The sequence below is a fragment of the Portibacter marinus genome (genome assembly GCF_021533195.1).
Taxonomy (GTDB): domain Bacteria; phylum Bacteroidota; class Bacteroidia; order Chitinophagales; family Saprospiraceae; genus Portibacter; species Portibacter marinus.
Window position 1 is genome coordinate 35,566 of record NZ_JAJNKB010000014.1, and the last position, 20,050, is coordinate 55,615.

At 38.3% G+C, this 20,050-nt stretch carries 14 protein-coding genes; 8 read left to right on the forward strand and 6 right to left on the reverse strand.

Annotated elements, in window-relative coordinates:
- Positions 1 to 41: 41 nt before the first annotated feature.
- Entirely contained in the window at positions 42 to 1,238 is a 1,197-nt protein-coding gene (locus L2567_RS19960; protein WP_235299626.1) for a hypothetical protein, read from the forward strand.
- Between the two features lie 33 nt (positions 1,239 to 1,271).
- Positions 1,272 to 1,961: a LytR/AlgR family response regulator transcription factor gene (locus L2567_RS19965; RefSeq protein WP_235299627.1), complete on the forward strand. Its 690-nt coding sequence runs from the start codon at positions 1,272 to 1,274 to the stop codon at positions 1,959 to 1,961.
- On the opposite strand, the gene L2567_RS19970 is transcribed toward L2567_RS19965, so the two are convergent.
- Positions 1,954 to 3,402, reverse strand: coding sequence for an alpha/beta hydrolase (locus tag L2567_RS19970; RefSeq protein WP_235299628.1), 1,449 nt, complete (start codon positions 3,400 to 3,402; stop codon positions 1,954 to 1,956). The genes L2567_RS19965 and L2567_RS19970 overlap by 8 nt on opposite strands.
- A gap of 120 nt (positions 3,403 to 3,522) precedes the next feature.
- Between L2567_RS19970 and L2567_RS19975 the strand changes: the two genes are divergently transcribed.
- Positions 3,523 to 5,172, forward strand: coding sequence for a histidine kinase (locus L2567_RS19975; protein ID WP_235299629.1), 1,650 nt, complete (start codon positions 3,523 to 3,525; stop codon positions 5,170 to 5,172).
- A gap of 37 nt (positions 5,173 to 5,209) precedes the next feature.
- Here L2567_RS19975 and L2567_RS19980 read toward each other — a convergent pair whose 3' ends face one another.
- A complete protein-coding gene (locus L2567_RS19980; RefSeq protein ID WP_235299630.1) occupies positions 5,210 to 6,385 on the reverse strand; it encodes a hypothetical protein in 1,176 nt (391 codons plus the stop codon).
- Between the two features lie 210 nt (positions 6,386 to 6,595).
- On the opposite strand from L2567_RS19980, the gene L2567_RS19985 reads away from it, so the two are divergent.
- Together L2567_RS19985 and L2567_RS21100 are read left to right on the forward strand one after the other, a co-directional pair.
- The gene (locus L2567_RS19985) at positions 6,596 to 7,051 is read left to right on the forward strand and encodes a hypothetical protein (protein ID WP_235299631.1); all 456 of its coding nucleotides are present in this window, start codon (positions 6,596 to 6,598) and stop codon (positions 7,049 to 7,051) included.
- Between the two features lie 144 nt (positions 7,052 to 7,195).
- A complete protein-coding gene (locus tag L2567_RS21100; RefSeq protein WP_262913219.1) occupies positions 7,196 to 9,850 on the forward strand; it encodes a TonB-dependent receptor in 2,655 nt (884 codons plus the stop codon).
- A 90-nt stretch (positions 9,851 to 9,940) separates the two neighbouring features.
- Here L2567_RS21100 and L2567_RS20005 read toward each other — a convergent pair whose 3' ends face one another.
- Complete coding sequence (locus L2567_RS20005) at positions 9,941 to 10,366, reverse strand: (4Fe-4S)-binding protein (protein WP_235299632.1); 426 nt, start codon at positions 10,364 to 10,366, stop codon at positions 9,941 to 9,943.
- A gap of 97 nt (positions 10,367 to 10,463) precedes the next feature.
- Between L2567_RS20005 and L2567_RS20010 the strand changes: the two genes are divergently transcribed.
- A complete protein-coding gene (locus L2567_RS20010) occupies positions 10,464 to 11,741 on the forward strand; it encodes an Nramp family divalent metal transporter (RefSeq protein ID WP_235299633.1) in 1,278 nt (425 codons plus the stop codon).
- 122 nt (positions 11,742 to 11,863) lie between these two features.
- Here L2567_RS20010 and L2567_RS20015 read toward each other — a convergent pair whose 3' ends face one another.
- Complete coding sequence (locus L2567_RS20015; protein WP_235299634.1) at positions 11,864 to 13,207, reverse strand: WD40/YVTN/BNR-like repeat-containing protein; 1,344 nt, start codon at positions 13,205 to 13,207, stop codon at positions 11,864 to 11,866.
- Between the two features lie 108 nt (positions 13,208 to 13,315).
- Positions 13,316 to 17,293, reverse strand: coding sequence for a hybrid sensor histidine kinase/response regulator transcription factor (locus tag L2567_RS20020; protein ID WP_235299635.1), 3,978 nt, complete (start codon positions 17,291 to 17,293; stop codon positions 13,316 to 13,318).
- A 160-nt stretch (positions 17,294 to 17,453) separates the two neighbouring features.
- On the opposite strand from L2567_RS20020, the gene L2567_RS20025 reads away from it, so the two are divergent.
- Together L2567_RS20025 and L2567_RS20030 are read left to right on the forward strand one after the other, a co-directional pair.
- Positions 17,454 to 18,329, forward strand: coding sequence for an ABC transporter ATP-binding protein (locus L2567_RS20025; protein WP_235299636.1), 876 nt, complete (start codon positions 17,454 to 17,456; stop codon positions 18,327 to 18,329).
- A 1-nt stretch (position 18,330) separates the two neighbouring features.
- Entirely contained in the window at positions 18,331 to 19,131 is an 801-nt protein-coding gene (locus tag L2567_RS20030; RefSeq protein ID WP_235299637.1) for an ABC transporter permease subunit, read from the forward strand.
- Positions 19,132 to 19,304: 173 nt separating this feature from the next.
- On the opposite strand, the gene L2567_RS20035 is transcribed toward L2567_RS20030, so the two are convergent.
- Positions 19,305 to 19,970 (reverse strand): transposase, encoded by a 666-nt coding sequence (locus L2567_RS20035; RefSeq protein ID WP_235299638.1) that lies wholly within the window; start codon positions 19,968 to 19,970, stop codon positions 19,305 to 19,307.
- Positions 19,971 to 20,050: the final 80 nt, after the last annotated feature.

The window sequence follows — 20,050 nt, forward strand, 5'->3', positions numbered from 1 at the left end:
AAATCATGGTCCACCCATGAAGATTTATATATTTTTGTTAGATGAAAACCATCGTGATTCAAATTAATAATCACAACATTCGTTTGGGTGTACATACAAATATTCCCATAGAAAAGTCAAATTTACCTGCACAGGCTATGACCTTCAAAAGCTCAGCTTTAATTTTCTGGGAGGCTGAAATGATTTCATATTCCAAATCGACCAAGAGATTAAGATTGCGAGTAGTGAAGTATGATCTTTGTGATGGTATTGCTTTAGAATTGCAGCAATCAAAATATGAAATTCAAAGTGTCCATTTCGAGCCACTTCATTGGAAAAGCCTGGAACCTCTTCTTACTACCTATCAAAAGAGTCAATTGTCCCAGATACTTGCTGGCCCTACTGAGATTAATTCACAGCCTCATCTGAGCAAAATTTATTTAAAAGTGCCCCTCTCCAAGTTAAGTTTTGGCATGGGGCAGGTCAGGTTCCATAGGGCTTTTCACTGGAGAAGACCGGAAACTGAAATTGCTGTATCTCATCCAGATAGCATACCGGAATTTGAGCATATCAAATTCTACTTTACAAAAATTTTGGGAAAGGGAACCTTGGAATTTACAATCACTGTAGAAAGTACTAAGAGCTCTTCAAAAATTAAATATGTCACTTCTAAGGACTTACAAAAAATCAATACAGAAGCTGTTCGTGTGCTTAAAATTTCAAAAATGAACGAGTGGGCTACTAAAAAACCCAAGTTAGAACAACCGGATAAAGCTCTATTTACATTTGATGATGCCATGAAAAGTTATGGGGATGAGGCTCTTGGCAATATAGATTCATTAGAAAAAGATCTGCTATTTCACTTGCTTGAGAAAAAAAGTGTTCGAAATAAAATGCAATTGCGTTACTTGAGTGAACAGATACATGATGTAGAACAAAAACTTTTGATGACGCTTGTACCACAATTCGGCTTCATGATAGTGCACAAGGGACAAGAAATGCTTCATTATGTATGGGAATTACTAAATAGTCATGCCACCTATATTTGGTCAATTCCGCGATATGTGGAGTTTGATCCAATCAAAGTCATTGAGAATGAAATACAGACCATCACTGTTCACGGAAGACAATTTTACCGAGATCATTTTGAACCAAGTGAAACCTTATATTTTAATACCATTCGACACAAGGCAAGTCATTACAGTTACGAGCAGTATTTTGCAAGATGGAAGAAAGAACTAGATGCCCTGCTTATATGAAAAAGTGCTTTAAAAAGTAGATAATTTAAAGTCATGAAAATACTCATCATAGAAGACGAAAGAAGCATAGCCAGCCGCCTGGAAAGATTGTTAAGATCTATACTGCAGTCGAAAATAGAAAAACTTGAAATAAGAGCATACATAGAAGGAGGACTCGACTATATTCAACAGCATGAAATAGATCTGCTGTTTCTTGATCTCAATCTGAATGGACAAGACGGCTTTGAAATTTTGAAAACCCTATTAGCAGAATCATTTCAAACCATTATCGTATCGGCTTATAAAGAAAAGGCAATCGAGGCATTTGAATATGGTGTGGTCGATTTCGTTCCAAAACCATTTGACAAAGATCGCCTAGAAAAAGCACTGTCACGCATTCATCAAAAACCAGATCGTTTACATTCATTGATTATCAAAAAACAAGGCCAATTAAAAATCATCCCATTGCATGAAATCATCTACATTAAAGGCGCAAATATTTACTCAGAAATTTACACTGATAGTAACCCAAAAGAACTGTCAAATAAAACACTAGATCAACTTTCTAAAATGCTTCCTCGACAATTCGTTCGTATACATAAATCCTACATTGCTGACTTGAATAGAGCTACTAAAATCCGGATTCAACCCGGAAGTAAGTATGAACTGATTCTTGAAAATAATCTTATTCTGCCGATCGGTAGAACAAAATACAAGTCCGTAAAAAAGCAAATGGTTAGTTAGCAGGTAAATCAAACTCCATTAAGGGCAAGCTAATTCGAGGGTTTCCAATATCTTCCCCTTTCATAAAATCAATCATATATTCGGTAATTTTGGGAGAGGAAAGGAACAGTGGATCACTATGACCTGCGCCATCTATAATAAGATGGTGACCATTCGCTAATGATTTTAGCGTAATTTTTGCGTTTCTTACAGAAGTTCTTCCATCCAAGGTGCCACTAATACACATCACTGGAACTTCAGATTCAAATGGTGTTCTAAATTCTGCACCCAAGTCGAAGTGTTTTAATGCATTGTATTCAATTAAATATGGAAAATTAATAGCGTCTCCCAAGAGCGTTTGCCTGGATTCCGTTGTAATTCTTTCAAGCCTTTCGTCGCTAATACCTGAAGCTATATCCATTGCTGTACTCATGCCATTGAATTGTCCTGCTCTGGTATAGATGGCATATTCAGTAATTCCTGAGAAATCACCTTTTAACATCTTTTTGACAAGCAATGGCAGGTCTTTAAAGTTTTCTGGCGCACCTAACGACCATGAAAATAAAATTTGTAAATCAAATTTGCCCAAAACCATAAGCACCTCTTCATGATTGAGTGGATTTCTCACGTTAATGGTCACCGGAGCGCGTCCTACTTTAGAAAGCAGATTTTCAAGATCTCCAAGAAAGTCAGGATAAATTTCTTGAGTTTCCGGTCGAATTTTCAAAAGACTGTCTATTCGTTCTAACAAATCCTGTTGGTCAGATGGTAACTTGACCGTGTGATCGTACCCTTCCACACCGGCAAGAATGCACCTGTTGATATGTTGCTCATGACGCTTCAAAGTCGTCAAGGCCAGATGAGTACCATAACTAATTCCCCAAAGGCTTACTTTGTCTTCACCAAGCACTTTTCTCAAATCATTAATATCATCTGCACTTTCGTTGGTATTATAAGCTGAAAGGTCATGCCCAAGCTCTTGATAAAAGTCTTCCATTTTAATCACTTCGGAAGCAATGGCCTCGCTGGCATTTTCTGGAGTCATCGGCTTACTCAGATCGACAAGGTAGTAACCCGGGTAATCAGGTAGTCCATCTGACATACCGGTCCCTCTTTGGTCAAAAGCAATGACATCTCCGATTTCGCGCATGCGCATAAACAAATCAAATCTAGGCCCACGTGCAGTATTGATTCCTGAACCCCCAGGACCGCCTGCAAGATAAATGATCGGTGAACCAGGATTGGGAGAAGTGCTTTTAAATCTGACAAACTTAAGTGTTAACTGCTTACCTTCTGGGGAGCTTCTGTTTTCCGGAACCTTAAAGTTACCCAGCTCCGCATCTATCTGCTCTCCTTTGCTGTTTTCGAAAATATAAGGTTCAATTTTTAAAGTCGATTCTTGAGAAACACCTGCATTTGAAATGATGATCACCAAAAAATAGGATATGACATATTTCTTCATTTTCATTTTTAAAATAAATATGAATGTATTTCGTACACCTTACAAAGTATTTTTTGTGTACTGCTCATAGGATGTGGTCAACAACTTTTGACACTAGACAAGTAGACCTATATTTACCATATGAAATGGCTGTTGTTTCTTTCATTGTTGATCTATTCTTTAAGCCTGGTTGCTCAGAAAGGCTATATCTCTTATGAAAACTGGCAATTTAGTTTCGATGATCAAAAAACATGGACGGACAGCTTTCCCGAACAATCCGGGCAGTATTGGCTTAGAGCTGAAATAGATATTAAAGATGAACCTGACACTAATAAAATCGCCGGGCTTTATCTCTCAATGCTCGCCTCCACAGAGGCATTTTGGGATGGCCAATATATAGGAAGTAATGGCAAGATTGGAAATTCCATTGCGGATGAGATTCCCGGAAAAATTGAGAAAATATTCCTTCTACCACAGGATAAATTAAAGAAAGGAACCCATGAAATCTTACTTCGTTTTTCTAATCATCATGCAAAAGATAGAATGAGGTATTATGGAATGGCAATTGTTGACATGGTATCCGCGATAGAAAAGCCTCTCAGAAACACCGCATTCATTCATATTTATGCCGGATTATTTTTGATTACTGGCTTGTTTTATTTATTTAGATTTTTCAATTTTCAAAGCGATTTGACCCGCTTATTTTTTTCCATCTTATGCCTACTTTTTTTTGGATTAATCATCGTTGAATATATTCGCAATTATTTCCACTATCCTTATCCGTGGCATTTCACCAGACTGAATATAATACTTGCCATAACTGTACTGATATCTCTTTCACTCTCCATGTTTTTTATATTCAGATTTACTTTATTCAGACTGTGGCCACTCATCGCTATACAACTATTGATGATCTTCTACTTCGTGTATCTCCGGGTTTACGGTTATGACTATAGCACCTTCTTAACCATGGTCATTGGATTTTTTATCTCATCACTCATCATCATATTCGCCATTATAAAAAAACGAAAAGATGCTAAATTGCTGCTTATCAGTGTGCTTCCATTGGTAATCGCACTTGCGCTAGGCTTTAAATATTACGACGTAATATTGTACATTGGCTTTGGAAATCTGGTCTTAGTTAATTTAATCTCTCTTGCCAAAAAGGAACGCCGAGATCTCGATGAAAGAAGGCAGGTAGAACGTCTGTCGGAAAGGCTAAAGGTCGATTTACTTAAAAAGAATATACAACCCCATTTTATAAATAATTCCTTAACTGCTGCAATAGACTGGATAGAGCGCAGCCCTGAAAAAGGAGTTGATTTCCTATTCGCACTGAGCAGGGAATTTGACATACTTTTGGAAATTTCCGAAAAGAAGCTCATTCCTATCAATAAAGAAATCGAATTATGTCGAACGCATCTCGAAGTCATGACATTTCGCAAAGAGGAGCCTTATATTTTGAATGCGCAAGATATTGACGAATTCAATGTTATTCCTCCTGCTATCTTCTTAACTGTGATTGAGAATGGCATCAGTCATCAAAAGTCGGAGGGTAGTGGCTTAATATTCAAAATTACTTCCGTTAAATTAAAAGGAGAAATAACCTATAAAATCCATGTAAATGGTATAAGCAGGACTGAACAAATTTTGCAAGAGGGAACCGGAACTAAGTACATCAAAGCACGACTAGCTGAAAGTTATGCTCAAAATTGGTCCTATAAGAGCTATAGCACCTTCGATGGGTGGATTACAGAAATAATGATAAAAGAAAAGGAGACTTACTTTTAAGTCTCCTTCCTACTATACCGATGTGAAATTGTATTTCTTAAATACTGAACCTGCGCATCTCGTTCTTCATCACTTCCTTCAGTTCATGTGCGACGTCCATGCTCATGGCCAGGTCTGAAGGAAACGCAAGTGGTCTTGTTCTTAATCTGCTTCTCGTGCGCTCACACAATGCTCTTCTATCTCCATTAAATGTACTGGCGTATTCACTGAAGTGCGCTTCTACATTAAATGGCCTGGTTTCTATCAACTCTTTTGTCTCAGCATGAAACAATCCAAATCTTCCGGAAGCGACTGCAGACTTGGTCCTGTGGATCTCTACTACCTCTGCAACTACAGTCACGAACTTATCTACTTTCAAATCATTTCCCAATGAATCTTTCTTCACGTTTCCTTTTTCGTCTAACACATATTGCCATCCATCCTTAATCTCTTCCTTATCCACATATCTATTGATGACTTCTCTTTCCGGGCTCACTGCTATTTCATCCAGATCTAATCTGGCCACATAATCGAAATCATATCCGATATCCTCTCTGGTGTAATATTTGGTCCAGAATGTATTCATTTCCTTAATATTTACACTCATGATTTCCCTTTCAACCTCCCTTGGCATAAACCCAAAAGTATTGTTGTGCAACTTAACCAATACACGGTTGGTACCTAGAAATTGTGCTTCTTCTAGCAACGTGCGGCTGTCTTTATAACTATCCGTATATTTTTCTAAGGCCACTAGTTTATCATAAGCTCTGCGCGCTGCACGCTTATCCCCATTTTCAGCCAAAGAAAGTAAGCGTTCTGCCTCGTTGTAATTATAAACCGTTGCATGATCTGCCGCTTCATCCTTTAATGCTGCTACATTGGCAAACCTAAACTTAGCGCGATATCCATCCTTACTTACCAATGGTAGAAATGGTGCAATCAAATCCTGTCTTTCTTCTATTTTATGATACGTATTAAATACTTCATCCCAGGCACTTGGTCTTTGAGATTCCTTTAATCTCTGAGCATAAGCAAGATCATCAGCAGTTACTTTAGCAAATGCCTGCTCAAGGATCTTAACATCTTTTGTTTTCTTATTTTTACCACTCATTTTCCTGGCGACTTTTACGATGGCTTCATCGTAATTTCCTCGTTCAACCATTTTCTCTAATGAAGTACATGCACTAAAGAAAACCATGGTTATCATACCGGTTAAAATTGTTAGATTTTTCATAAGGCTTTCTTTTGATTGTTTTGAAATACTGTCTATGACATTAATTAGTTATTTATAGAGAAGACGGAAGATTTCACCCCTTGTTGCAGTTGTTAACTTTGTTTAACTAAAGGGTTGCGAAAGTGTTAAGAGTACGTCATAGGGGTACAATGCATAATGATGAAAGGGAGAAATAAGTAATATTTTTGTCCATTTCGTTGTTAATATGCTATGGTTAGAATTTGTGTTTTATTGCTTTTTATGTCAATGTTGGCTTCCTGCGCTTCGACGAAAATGTTGAACAGGCAAGCTGAGTACGAACGCGAACTAAATCGGCTGGTAAAGGCACCTTTAAATTTAGAGGAAAAGATGGATGGTGTCGCAGCAGTTCTTAATGAAGTTCTACAGGAATCACTGGATTACAATCGTGCTAAGCACACCCTTAGACATATCACTCAGTTTCAAAAAAGAAATAAAGCAACTATGAATGTCTTACTCCAACAAATGGAAGCGGAAAGGAGGAAGATGAACCCGGGACAACAGATTGCATTTTCTGTTTCCATTCTGCGCAAGCCATATATTAAATCCTTCCTGACCATCGTACCTAAGGTGGAAAAGAAAATCAATCGCAAGCTGAAACAAGTCGCCATGTTCGGCAGGTTTTTAAAGATTTTAAATCCATTCTGATCTTTTCGCTTTCGCTATGCACTGACTTAAACTGACTGCCTCTTGCCACAGCTAGCAAATAGCTAAAATATCTTTCATATAAATAAAATATATTCTGATTTTACTTTAGCTTTCAGAATATTTACTAACCAATTTTATATCTATATGAATTTATCTATTAGTAATCGCAAGTTTTTCAGCATATGCGTTGCAACGCTGATTTTTTGCCTGGGAGCTCATGCACAAAGTGGCACAACCATCACTGGGAGCATAGTAGATCAGGAAACAGGTGTACCTTTAATCGGAGCGACCATCATCGAACCATCCTCTGGAAGGGGAACAGTAACCGATTTGAATGGTGAATTTGCACTCAATGTTTCTTCACTGCCTACCAGATTAGAAATTTCCTATACAGGCTTTGTTTTGCAAAATCTCGATGTCACTTCAGCTGACAATCTGGAGGTGTCACTTGCACAAAGTTTCAGCAGGCTGGATGAAGTAGTAGTCGTGGGCACAAGAGGGAAACCCAGAACCATATTGGACTCAGCAGTACCCATCGATAATATCAATTCAGCAGATCTCCAACTCAGTGGCCAGGCTTCCGTTGATCAGATGATTAATTACAGAGTGCCTTCTTATAATTCAACCAATCAGACCATCTCAGATGCTACAGCCCATTTCGACCCCTCTGAATTAAGAAATTTAGGTCCTTCCAGAACCTTGGTTCTGGTCAATGGCAAAAGAAAAAATCAATCTGCTCTGGTATATGTGAATGATACACCGGGAAAAGGTGAAGTCGGAACAGACATGAAAAGCATACCTGTCGAAGCCATCGAAAGAGTAGAGGTACTAAGAGATGGAGCAGCAGCTCAATACGGGTCTGACGCCATCGCAGGTGTAATCAATATTGTCCTTAAAGAAAGATTGATTGGAGAAATCACAGCCGGTGCCGGAATAACCACTGCTGGTGATGGCCTGACTTATGAGGCGGGAATTAATAAGGGCTTTTCAGTGGGTAAAGGTATTCTAAATCTTACTGCAAGCTACTATCATCAGGATTTGACAAATAGAGCTGGTGAACCAGGTGGCGATGGGCTGTTTGGTGTGATTTTCGGAGATGAAGCTATTCTCAATGGTACACATCCATGGATTCAGGAAAATCCGGATCTGGGAATGACTATCGGCCAGCCAGAATACGATAAGATTTCCGGTTTTGCAAATTTTGAGAATCCATATGCCAATGGCGCAGGAGAATTTTATGCGTTTGGTGGATATACTTATCGGGATGGAAAATCCTTCGCATTGTATAGAGCACCGTACTGGATTACCGATGATGCAGGTCTTTTGACTCCTGATGGTGAAACCTACCAAGGGTTTCAGCCCACCTTCGAAACCACCATTGGTGACCTCTCCTTTACGGTAGGTAATCGTTATAATGTCAATGGATGGAATACCGATCTGAGTCTTTCCACTGGTTCAAATTCTGTCAGTTATATCATCGGAAATACAATCAATCCTGCTTTACTACCCAATAGTCCTACAGAATTCGATGCTGGGGCTTATTCATTTGGAAACATACTCGGTAATCTTGATTTTTCCAAGGCATTTGGAAGTGCTGTTCTGAGCTTTGGCTCTGAAATTAGAAGAGAAAGATTCGTTGTCGAAGCAGGACAAGAAGAATCATATGTCGATGGCGGTGCCCAATCATTCCCTGGGCTTCAGCCTGGAAATGCATTAGATGAAACCAGGAGTAATGTAGGTGTCTACGCTGGATTAGATTATGATATCACAGAAGACTTTCTATTGGGTGGAGCTTTCCGCTATGAAAATTACTCAGATTTTGGTGGCAATTTTTCATGGAAGGTAAATGGAAGATACAAGTTGAGCGAAAATGGCGCCATTCGTGCTTCAGCATCGACCGGATTTCGAGCTCCTTCCCTACATCAAATTTATCTATCCAATGTACAGACTTTGGTTTCGGGAGGAACAGTATCCAACCAAGGAACCTTTAATAATGTAGATCCTGTGATCAAAGCACTTGGAGTACCTTCCCTGGATGCTGAAACATCGTTGAATTTTACGGCTGGATTGACTTATAAACTATTGAATAACTTATCTTTTACCGCCGATTACTATAATATAGCAGTAGATAATAGGGTGTTATTTACAGGTGAAATTGGATTTGATGGAGATGACACTTCAGTCAATCCAGTTGAGCAAATTCTAATTGATAACAGTGTGACCAGCATCAAATTTTTTGTCAATGCTTTGGATACTCGGACCTCTGGGGTGGACCTGGTCTTGGATTACAGAGATGTTGCATTGGGATCCAGCGCATCTTTAGACTTGATATTATCTGCTAATTTTAATCAGACCAATATAGATGGAACCATTGAAGCACCAGGCGTAATCGGTGCTGAGGGCTACAATATTTTCAATAGAAAAGAACAATCCAGGATAACCAGTGCGCGCCCTAATCAAAAGGTTTTAGTGGGTGCCAATGTTAAATTTGGAAAGTTCAGAATAGCATTAAACAATACCTACTTTGGCTCTGTAACATGGCAACATGCTACTGATCCTGATAAAGATCAAACGTTTACGCCGAGAGTTCTTACAGATGTGATCGCTGGCTACGCATTAAGTTCTAATGCGGATGTAAATCTCGTCATTAACAATATTTTCAATGTTTATCCTGATGAGATAGATACTGGTGGAGACTTCGTTACGGATCTGGGTGGAAGGTTCCGCTATCCTTGGGAAGTGAATCAATTTGGCTTTATGGGTACCATCGTTAAGGTAAGAGGCAGTTACAAGTTTTAAAATCCAAAAATAGAAAAGTTGCAGCCGTTGATATACTCAATGACTGCAACTTTTTTTATTTGATGACAGATTGCAAAAAAAGTGATTTGTCTATCCCTGAAAATCTATCTTCATATGTGAACCATCACAATAGGGCTTCTTTGATGAAGCACCACACCTGCAAAAGGCTGTTTTGGTATTCCTGGTAGTAACGTCTCCATCCTTATCTTTCACAGAAATACTACCGTAAACCAGGAGTGGTCCATTCTCTAAAACTTCTATATCATGCTTGTCTTTGCCTGAAACGTCTGAAGGATTATCATTCATAAAATAGGTCAATGCTCCTGATGGACATTTCTGCACTTGTGATTTCAATTGTTCAGTGGTGGCATTTTCAGGTTGAACCCAAGGTTTTTCATTGGGCTTGTAAACTTGCGGAAGGGTCTGGACACAAATTCCTGAATGATAACATTTTTTTGGTTTCCAGACTATAGTGATTTCTCCGTTGGTATATTCTTTAATTTTATCGACTGACATACGCTACTTTTATTTACAAAGTGAATAGGAACCAAAAATGATCGATCTAAATATAACGATCTCACTCCTAACTCGCACGTTTTGCTATATTTAATGAATGAAAAATCTGCGAGCCATTCTTTTCTGGTCCATTATATCTGCTGCATTTATAGGGCCCGGAACAGTGACGACTGCAGCAAAGGCTGGCGCATCTTTTGACCTCCGACTTTTGTGGGCATTGACTTTTTCTATCATCGGTACGGTCGTTTTACAAGAAGCTGCAGCGAGACTCAGTATTGTTTCAGGTAAAAATATTGGCCAAATAATAAGTACAGGAGATCACCGCAAGTGGGGACAGCTCATTCTTGTATTTCTAACGGTGGCTTTCGGATGTGCGGCGTACCAAGCGGGAAACATGCTTGGCGCAGTGGCAGGATTAAATCTTTTTTCTGACTGGAATCATTTTCTCACTACCTTCCTGGTTTTTATCATAGGTTTCGCACTTTTATGGACCTCTAATTTCAAATTGATTGCTACTGTGCTGGGTTTCGTAGTGGCCATCATGGGATTCGCTTTTGTGTATGTGGCTTTTAAGACGGATACATCGGCTTCCGCTTTTTTATTCAGTGCTGTAAGACCTTCACTTCCCGATGGAGGAAATCTGCTACTTATTGGTCTGATCGGCACCACCATCGTACCCTATAACTTGTTTCTTGGCAATGGAATTAAGCATGGTCAAGAAATGAAACAAATGCGCTTTGGTTTGATCATCGCCATCATACTGGGTGGTATTATTTCCATGTCCATCATGGTGGTTGGTACTGAAGTAACGGGAGAATTTAGTTTCCAAAGCTTGTCTGACGCCATATCCAATCGAGGTGGTCACTTTTTAGGCTTGCTATTTGGAATAGGACTCGCAGCGGCTGGATTAAGTTCTTCCATCACATCACCTTTAGCAGCTGCGATTACCGCACAGAGTACTTTTAATGATGAAAAAGATCTATGGAATGAAAAAGGATATCGATTTAAATCGGTTTGGATGATCATCATGGCTATTGGACTGGTCATCGGTCTTTCAGGAGTTAAAGTCATACCCGTTATTATTGCAGCTCAAGCCCTCAATGGTTTATTACTTCCGGTGGTTGCTTGCTATTTGATTCTGATCGTAAATCGAGCAGATCTAATGGGCCGGTTCAAGAATGGTTTGCTATTAAATATTTTGAGCCTTATGATCATTGGGGTTTGCATATTCCTTGGACTTAACAACATATTCAATGCATTGAGCAAGATTTTTAGTGCACCTGAATGGAATAACTACATCGGGTTAAAAATGACATTATCCATTGTCGGGATAGTTTTTATGGGGTGGAAAATTTTTATCAAAAGAAAAGAGTAAGCAAAATGAAATGCTTACTCTCATTGGTTTGTTTGAATAAAACCTACTTCAATCTTTCGTTTTTTGATTGAAATTGACAACTTATATTAATCAGCTGTCATGATTAATGGGGTTATGCAAAGTCATTTTAGTTTATATATTTTTTCATTATTGATCCCGCTGGCAAAAAGTTGGCCTTGTAAACTTGTCAGTGACCAGATTTGATAGGTTCCTAATGCTGTTCCTACGCTACGCCAGTTTTGATCCTCCGTTAATTTGAAAACGCCGTAATTACCAGGTGTGGCATAAATTTCTCCACTTTCCATCACGGTCAAATTCTTTAAAAATTCACTTTGGGGTAAACCATCGTTAAATACTTCCCAGCTTGATCCTTCATCTTTAGATATGTAAACATTTTGATCTGTAGTAATAAGAATACCATCACTTATTCTAGCGGCATCCACAACGAATTCGGCAGAGGGTATTGTTAGTTTGTTCCAACTTTCTCCACCTAGCGAATGATGTAAACTTGCCGGGTATGCGGTGTGAACAAAAACTTCAGAGCTTGACCCCAGACTTATTCCTTCAATACCACCTACATTTAACACCTTTTGCCATTTTAATCCGTTCGCACTTTTATAAACACCATCTACAGTCGAATTTTGAGCATTCAACCATCCAGCGATGTAGAATTCATTTTCTGATGATATCACCATTTGAGAGATACCAGAAAACACAGGTAAGTCAGTCTGAACCTTGGTCCAGCTTACCCCATCATCATTTGATGTATAGAGGTTTCCAGGTTCATATGCACCCACGTAAAGTTTACCGTCCGGATGCTGAGTAAATTTAGAGAACCAGCCGTTAAATGAGGGTACTGATATAGGTTCCCAAGATTCTCCCTGATCCGTACTTCGATAAATAACATTATCAAAATGGGTAAGAAGACTTCCATCTAAGGTGGCAAATAATTGTTGTCCAAACTGGTTTTCACTGAAAGGGTCAAAAGTCACTTCCTCCCATTCTGCCTGCAATACTGAAGAAGCATCAAAACCCAAAGGAAGTGTTATTAAAACTTTGGCTTCCACCTTGTTCCCTTTCATATCCTCCACTTCTAAACGAAATGGTGGAAGACCTCCGGATAAATAGATCAATGTCACATCGAATGTACCTCCTGTCTTAGAGCTGTTGAGACTAAACTGTCCTACATCTGAAAGAGGATCTCCCCCGAAAGTGGCCGTTTTGTACCCAGCGGGGGTCTTAATTTTATATTGAATACTCAAGTCCGCTTCTCTTGGAACTTCGACGGTATATTCGTCTCCGTTTTGTTGTTTTAAAGTTGAATTGGCATTAAAGCTCACTTCTATAGATGGTAGTTCATTTACTACTTCATCCATAGGTTCATCCTCATTGTCAATGGGTTCTTTTTCGCAGGAAAAAACAAATAATGACAGTAACATCAGACCATAAATTGATAAATTTTTCATTTTTTGAAGTATTTGGTTTTACAATACTCCAAAGTAAGTGTAGACTTATACTTAGTCGTTTGACAATTTCTCGCAATACATATACATTTTCTTGTAAATGCTTCAATATTAAGCTTTAGATGATACCGAGGATGGTGTATATCCAAACTCTCTTTTGAAACTTCTTGTAAAACTTGAAACTTCAGAAAAGCCACATTGAAAAGCAACTTCACTTACATTTGCACTCCTGGCTGTCAATAAATCATTGGCTCTGTGCAATCTCATTTTCCTTATCAATGCCCCTGGCGACTTTCCAGTTATGGCCTTCAGTTTTCTATGTAGCTGTGACTCACTTAGATTTGAAAATTCTGCCAATTGGATGACCCCAAAATCAACATCTTCCATTTTCTCTTCAATATGATTTAGAATTTTGAGCATGAAAGCATCGTCTAAAGATTTTACATCAATCTGATTAGGACGAATTACCTTAGATCCACTAAATTTATCCCTTAAACCACTCCGGATCTTCAACAAATTTCGAATCCGCAATAGCAACTCTTTCTTATGAAATGGTTTTAATACATAGTCATCAATTCCCGTTTCGAGACCTTCTAATCGATCTCGTTCAGAGGCCTTAGCTGTAAGCATAATTACAGGAATATGGGATGTAGCTTCATTTTTCTTGATCAACTTGCTAAATGTGATTCCATCCATTACAGGCATCATCACATCGGTAATAATCAAGTCAGGAATAGTTGTTATTGCTAGTTCATAAGCTTCTTTACCATTGATAGAATCCAAAACGTTGTATATGGGTGACAAACAAGATTTTAAATATGACCTGACATCTTCATTGTCCTCAACGACCAGAACGATAGGGGCGTCTTTCTGCAAGGATGTAGTAGGCTGAATATCTTTGCTTATTACATTGTGATTTTTCAAGCTATCCAAAGTTAAGGAATGCTCTTGTGACTGAAAGCTGAGCAGTGGCAGCCTTAGAATAAAGGTCATGCCTTTTGCTTCATTGTTTTGAGCTTGCAGGGTTCCTTTGTGCATCTTAGTCAATTCTTTCGCAAGCGCCAAGCCTATTCCTGTACCTTCAGCAGCATGATATTTCGCACTCTTGGCTTGTCTGAATCTTTCAAAAATAATTTCTAACTCTTCGGTCCCTACTCCTGGTCCTTCATCTGATATTGCGATCTGTATTTCATCATGATCGACTGCGTCCACTTTTAGCACTATCTGGCTTTGTGGAGGAGAAAATTTAATGGCGTTGCTTACTAAATTAGTGATAACCGTCTCCAGCTTTTCAGCTTCAAATAAAGCTTTGCAGTGCTTTAAAGTACTAATGTACTTTAATTGGACCTCCTTACTGGTGGCCAGTGATTCGAATGAATAAAGACTGTTTTTGATCAGAGGTAGAAGGTCTCCTTCTTTGAGATTGAGTTCTTCTTTTCCTGCATTAATTTTAGATAAGCTTAAAAGTTGATTGATGTAAACCAACAATTTCCTCGCATTTTTAATACTTGCTTCTAACTCTTCCTTGAACATTAGATTGCTTTTTTCCAAAACAGTGTTCAATTGACCTAAAATTACTGTAAGTGGGGTTCTGAATTCATGCGAGATATTAGCAAAGAAATTGCTTTTCATTTCATCAAGTTCCTTCAGTCTAAGGGCTTCTTTTTTCTCAAACTCCAAAGCCTTTGTCATGGTAATCCTTCTTTTCTCATACTGATAAAGAAAATATAGAAGAGCCATTGACAAAAAAACATACGCAGCGATTGCCCAACCGGATTGCCACCACGGCGGCATGATGATAAAACTAAATAATTTTTGGGCTTCATCTTTGGCATCGCTGTACGCATTGGTTTTCACATGAAATTCATAGTTACCAGGCGGAAGGTTTGAATATGAGACAGTTCTCTGCTTGCCTGTCTCTTGAAATCCAACCTCATGATTAAGCAGTCTGTGTAAGTATTTTACCTGATCAGGAAATCTAGAATTAATACCTGCAAATGTGAATCTGAAGTTATTTTGGTTGTGATTGAACTTAATTCTAGACGTTCGATCCAGGTTTAAATAGACTTGTTCATCATTGACTAAAGTCTCTTCTAAAACGACTTTGATGGCATTCTCTCCTTCAAATTTAGAAGCAGGGTCAAAAATATGAAATCCACCAACTCCCCCCAAAAAGCATTCACCTGTAGAAATTTGTTTTATAATATTTGCACCGTAATACACCGGTAGCAGACCGCTAGCATTATCAAAGATCCTAAAATCCCTTGAGTCAGGTTGATAAGCGACCAATTGTTGATTAGACAAAACCCATAAGTCCTTTTCTGGAGTAGCAACAAAATCATATGCAGTCGATATAGGCAATCCTTCCCGAAAAGAGAAGTTTTGAATCTCTCTGGTGTCAGCATTGATTTTGACCATTCCTTTTGAGTCGGTCGACGCCCAAATATTTCCCTCTTCGTCAACTTTCATAAAACTGATCGACACAGATTGATTTTCAGAATAGAAGAGACTATCTAAATGGTCATCATGTTGTGACCAAATATTTATGCCATTATTAGTACCAATCCAAAGATTTCCGACTCGATCTTTGCATAAACTTTGAACACCCGGATGGTTTAAAATAGTTTGACCATGCTCATCAACTAATCTTGAATAATTACCTTGCTTATCAACTTTGATAGGTGAATAGTGAGCATTGAACCAGAAAGAGCCATCTTTTTCAAAAGCAAAATCGATGTGATGATCCATATAAACGGAAAGCTCATTAAATTTTCCTTCTAATTTTTCAATTTGGCTTGTGTTAATATCATATTCATATATACCACAGTCATTGATTAATAGCAATGCATTATTATACAGAGCAAGACTGGTCCCTAATAAGTCCCATTGATTACAAGATCCCTCCGGCAGCACTATTTCTTGATACTCATCTGAATTTCTATTCCACCTGATCAAGCGATTCTTGTCGGTCCCCATGAAGAAAGTACCAGGAGATATTTCTTCGACATCAGTTATCCTTTCCTGATCACCAATAATAGAAGGAGTAACAATTTCGAAAGTCTCATCTGGATGGAAAGAAATTAATCCACTCGCACTTCCTATCCAATAACGGTCATTGTGATCTCTTATCATCGAAAATAAACGATCGTCACCAATGCTATAAGGATCGTCACTATTGTATGCATACTGTGAGACTTTCTTAGAATTTTTATCTACATAAAGTAATCCCGCCCTGTAAGTAGCGATGAAAAATCCAACATCATCGACTGGTATGATGGCTGTTGCTCCTAAAAAATCAGGTCTGATCGGTGAAGTGGCATAGGGTGTGATATCGATAAAAAGTTGGATGTTTCCACTTTGGATATTGATGGTATAAAGTCCTCCTTGCCAGGTTGAAAATAGAAGATGTTGGTCATCAAAAGGTGCGATGGCTTGAACAAAATTCCTATCGTTTTGAGAAGAATCTTGGGTCACCAGAAAATTTTCAAATGTTTTTTGTTCTGGATCATACCTGGTCAATCCTCCCGGAAGTCCTTTTCCCCTTTCACTTTCCCATGGGTTTCCAGATCCAAACCATAAGTTTCCATCCGGATCAAGGTGGACAGCTCTTAAAAAAGGTCCTTTTACACCTGCTTTTTCCTGAACGTTGTAGGGTAAGTAAAGGCACGAATCTGTTTCAGGCGAATACACTATAATTTTTTCGGTTGATTCAAGGCATAGTACTCTGTTTGAAAATTGATGAATGGAATGAATTTCATTATCGAAATCACAGAGGATTCCATCGATTTCACTTTCAAAGTTTTGATTCAGGCGATTAAAGAGCTGCAATCTGCGTCCGGAGTTGACCCATAGCCTTCCTTCATTGTCTTCGTGTACAAACTTCGCATAAGTATCATTTAATGAAAATGAGTTCTCCTCATCACTCCAAAAACTTTTGAATTCATAACCATTATATCGATGAAGGCCGTTCCAGGTGGAAATCCAGATATATCCATCACTGTCTTCGGTCAACGAATTGACTGGGCTTGAGGGAATACCATTGGAATAGTCGTACTTTTGAAAAGTATACGGTGTAAATTGGCCAAACATTACCGAAAAATTAATGCTGATCCATAAAACAAAAGTGCATACTATGGTTTTATCTTGAGGCAACTGGGCTAAAAGGTTTTTATGAATTTATGAAAAATCAATTGAAACGACACTTTCATCTTATGAAAAGGGCTACAATTAATCAAAAAGTATTAAAAAGTTGAGGGCAATTACCATAGAAAACCTTACCAAATATTACGGTAAGAATATAGGGATCGAAAAGGTGAGTTTACAAGTGGAACAGGGTGAGGTCTACGGATTTATAGGTCCCAATGGTGCCGGTAAGTCTACCACAATCAGAGCTTTAATGGGATTGCTCATTCCAACTTCCGGAAAAGCAAAGATTTTAGGGGTCGATGTTTTCAAGGATGGTGCAAAAATTCGACAGCGAGTAGGTTATTTGCCCTCTGAGATAGATTATTATGACAAGATGACCTCTCTCGAACTTTTGGAATATCATTGCAGATTTTACGGCATCACAGACTATTCGAAAATACATGAATTGGCCTCTATTTTTGAACTTGACCTCGAAAAAGAAATCGAAGATTTGTCTTTTGGCAACAAAAAGAAATGTGGCATAATACAAGCCTTGGTCCATGAACCCGAAGTCCTCATTCTGGACGAACCTACGTCTGGTTTAGATCCACTGATGCAAAATGTTTTCTTCGATTATCTTAAAAAGCTGAATAAAGAAGGAATCACCATTTTCTTTAGTTCACATGTCCTTTCTGAGATTCAGCGAATCTGCCAAAGAGCTGCTATTATTCGAAATGGCAAAATTGTGGAAATTGAAAACATAGATACGCTGCTAAAAAAGCAAATGAAGTTGGTGAAAGTAATCTTTAGAGTTGTTCCCGATCATTTTGAACTGCCTGAAGGTGCTCAGAAACAATCCATTGTCAACAATAAACTTTCTTTTGAATATTTAGGATCCATGAATGAGTTGGTGCAGTGGTTGTCTCAGTACAATATATACGATGTAACGATGACTGAACCAGATTTGGAATCTCTTTTCATGAATTACTACGAACGATAATATGATCTGGAATTTATACCGTAAGGAACTTCAAAGGAATATCAAATATTTACTGATTTGGGCTTCAGTTTTGATTATTCTGACTTTTACGACAATGGCCATGTACCCTTACATGTCTGATGCAGGTGATTCTATTGCCTCCGTTATGAAAATGCTCCCACCTGCAATGATGAAAGCATTCGGAATAGATCCCGATATGTTTACGAGCATTGTTGGTTTGTACAATACCTATTATGGTTTCTATTTGGTATTACTGATGGGCATTTATTCGGGTACCAACGGAGCCACTATCATTTCTAAAGAAAAAAGAGACAAGACTTCCGAATTTTTAATGACCAAACCATTGACGCGGAAGCAGATTTTTCAAACCAAGATGGTAACACTATTCACTTTACTTATTTTAATTTTCAGTATTCAGGTTTTATTTGCATATGTAGGCGTCAAAATTTTTGGCGAGGCCAATGTGAATTGGGAAATATTTAGAACGATGCATACCCATGGTTTAGGTTTATTGATTTTCTTCACCAGTCTGGGTGTATTTCTGTCTATGATCATTAATGGCAGGGTAAATTTTATGGGTATTATAGTGGGAATTGTTTTTGGGTCTTATTTTCTGGATGCCATTTCCAAGGCTGTTGAACAGGTCAATTGGTTAGGTTATATCTCACCCAATTACTATTTGGATTTCAATATTTTCGCACCGGGATTCGGCTTTAGGGTATTCAATTTTGTCTTTTTTATGGTTTTATCATTGGCATTGATATTTTCAAGTTACCTGATTTTCAGAAAAAAAGATTTATAGGACCTCGGACTTCAGTCCGAGCACAGGACCTCGGGCTTTAGCCCGATTTAGGACCTCGCGGCTTCAGTCCGAGCACAGGACCTCGGGCTTCAGTCCGAGCACAGGACCTCCGGTTTTAACCCGAGAAGCTGGGATTGAAATCCGAGGTCCTATCCATGGTCCTAACCAAAGTCCTATACCTCTAAATTCACAAAGGTAAAGGGATGTTCTTCATAGTGATTTACAAGTCTCGCTTTCACAGGATTATCAAGAATATATGATATCACATTTTGAACCATTTTCTCATTTCTCATATAAATATCAAAGCTTTCTTCTTCCCATACTTTTTCACCAATTATGCCTCTTTTTTGGTTGATGTACCTGGCAGATCCTCCCTTAATTAATTTCATTATTTGATCTAACTGCACATAATTTACTGGAGTAGTATTTGGTTCAAGAAGACTTTTTATTTGAATGCTGGTGTCAATAAGCATATGAAAATGATTAGGCATGATGGACAATGCCAGAAGCTTATAGTATTGCATGTGATAGGACTCTATCCTTGCCAAGAGGATTCGAGCGATATCCGGATTTCCCAGAAAATTTGGTCCCGACGAACCATGTAAATTCTCCTCTAAATCGGTAACATACTTTCTTCTAGTTTCATATTTCATAAAGTTTGAAGTTTGCCGATCAGTATTTCGTGGGAAACTCCTAATATTTGAATGATAATTATTTCGTAACTCCAATAGTTTTTCCTTTGGAATCGCACCTTTTAAGGAACAGGTGATAAAAAAAGTTGCGCCAATGGGTTGAATGTGTGGCAGGTTTCTTCGATAGAAAATTTTATCTTTCTTCATATAGATTAATAAATCCGCGAGATAAGTTGTTAACAATCGGACCTTAGATTTTTGAGAAAGTAGGTTAGGACCTCTGGGTT

Excerpts from the sequence above, each read along its gene's own strand:
- L2567_RS21100 (WP_262913219.1), top strand. The coding sequence starts at position 7,196 with ATGAATTTATCTATTAGTAATCGCAAGTTTTTCAGCATATGCGTTGCA.
- L2567_RS20015 (WP_235299634.1), bottom strand. The coding sequence starts at position 13,207 with ATGAAAAATTTATCAATTTATGGTCTGATGTTACTGTCATTATTTGTT.
- L2567_RS19975 (WP_235299629.1), top strand. The coding sequence starts at position 3,523 with ATGAAATGGCTGTTGTTTCTTTCATTGTTGATCTATTCTTTAAGCCTG.
- L2567_RS19980 (WP_235299630.1), bottom strand. The coding sequence starts at position 6,385 with ATGAAAAATCTAACAATTTTAACCGGTATGATAACCATGGTTTTCTTT.
- L2567_RS20010 (WP_235299633.1), top strand. The coding sequence starts at position 10,464 with ATGAAAAATCTGCGAGCCATTCTTTTCTGGTCCATTATATCTGCTGCA.
- L2567_RS19965 (WP_235299627.1), top strand. The coding sequence starts at position 1,272 with ATGAAAATACTCATCATAGAAGACGAAAGAAGCATAGCCAGCCGCCTG.
- L2567_RS20020 (WP_235299635.1), bottom strand. The coding sequence starts at position 17,293 with ATGTTTGGCCAATTTACACCGTATACTTTTCAAAAGTACGACTATTCC.
- L2567_RS20035 (WP_235299638.1), bottom strand. The coding sequence starts at position 19,970 with ATGAAGAAAGATAAAATTTTCTATCGAAGAAACCTGCCACACATTCAA.
- L2567_RS19960 (WP_235299626.1), top strand. The coding sequence starts at position 42 with ATGAAAACCATCGTGATTCAAATTAATAATCACAACATTCGTTTGGGT.
- L2567_RS19970 (WP_235299628.1), bottom strand. The coding sequence starts at position 3,402 with ATGAAGAAATATGTCATATCCTATTTTTTGGTGATCATCATTTCAAAT.
- L2567_RS20030 (WP_235299637.1), top strand. The coding sequence starts at position 18,331 with ATGATCTGGAATTTATACCGTAAGGAACTTCAAAGGAATATCAAATAT.
- L2567_RS20005 (WP_235299632.1), bottom strand. The coding sequence starts at position 10,366 with ATGTCAGTCGATAAAATTAAAGAATATACCAACGGAGAAATCACTATA.
- L2567_RS19985 (WP_235299631.1), top strand. The coding sequence starts at position 6,596 with ATGGTTAGAATTTGTGTTTTATTGCTTTTTATGTCAATGTTGGCTTCC.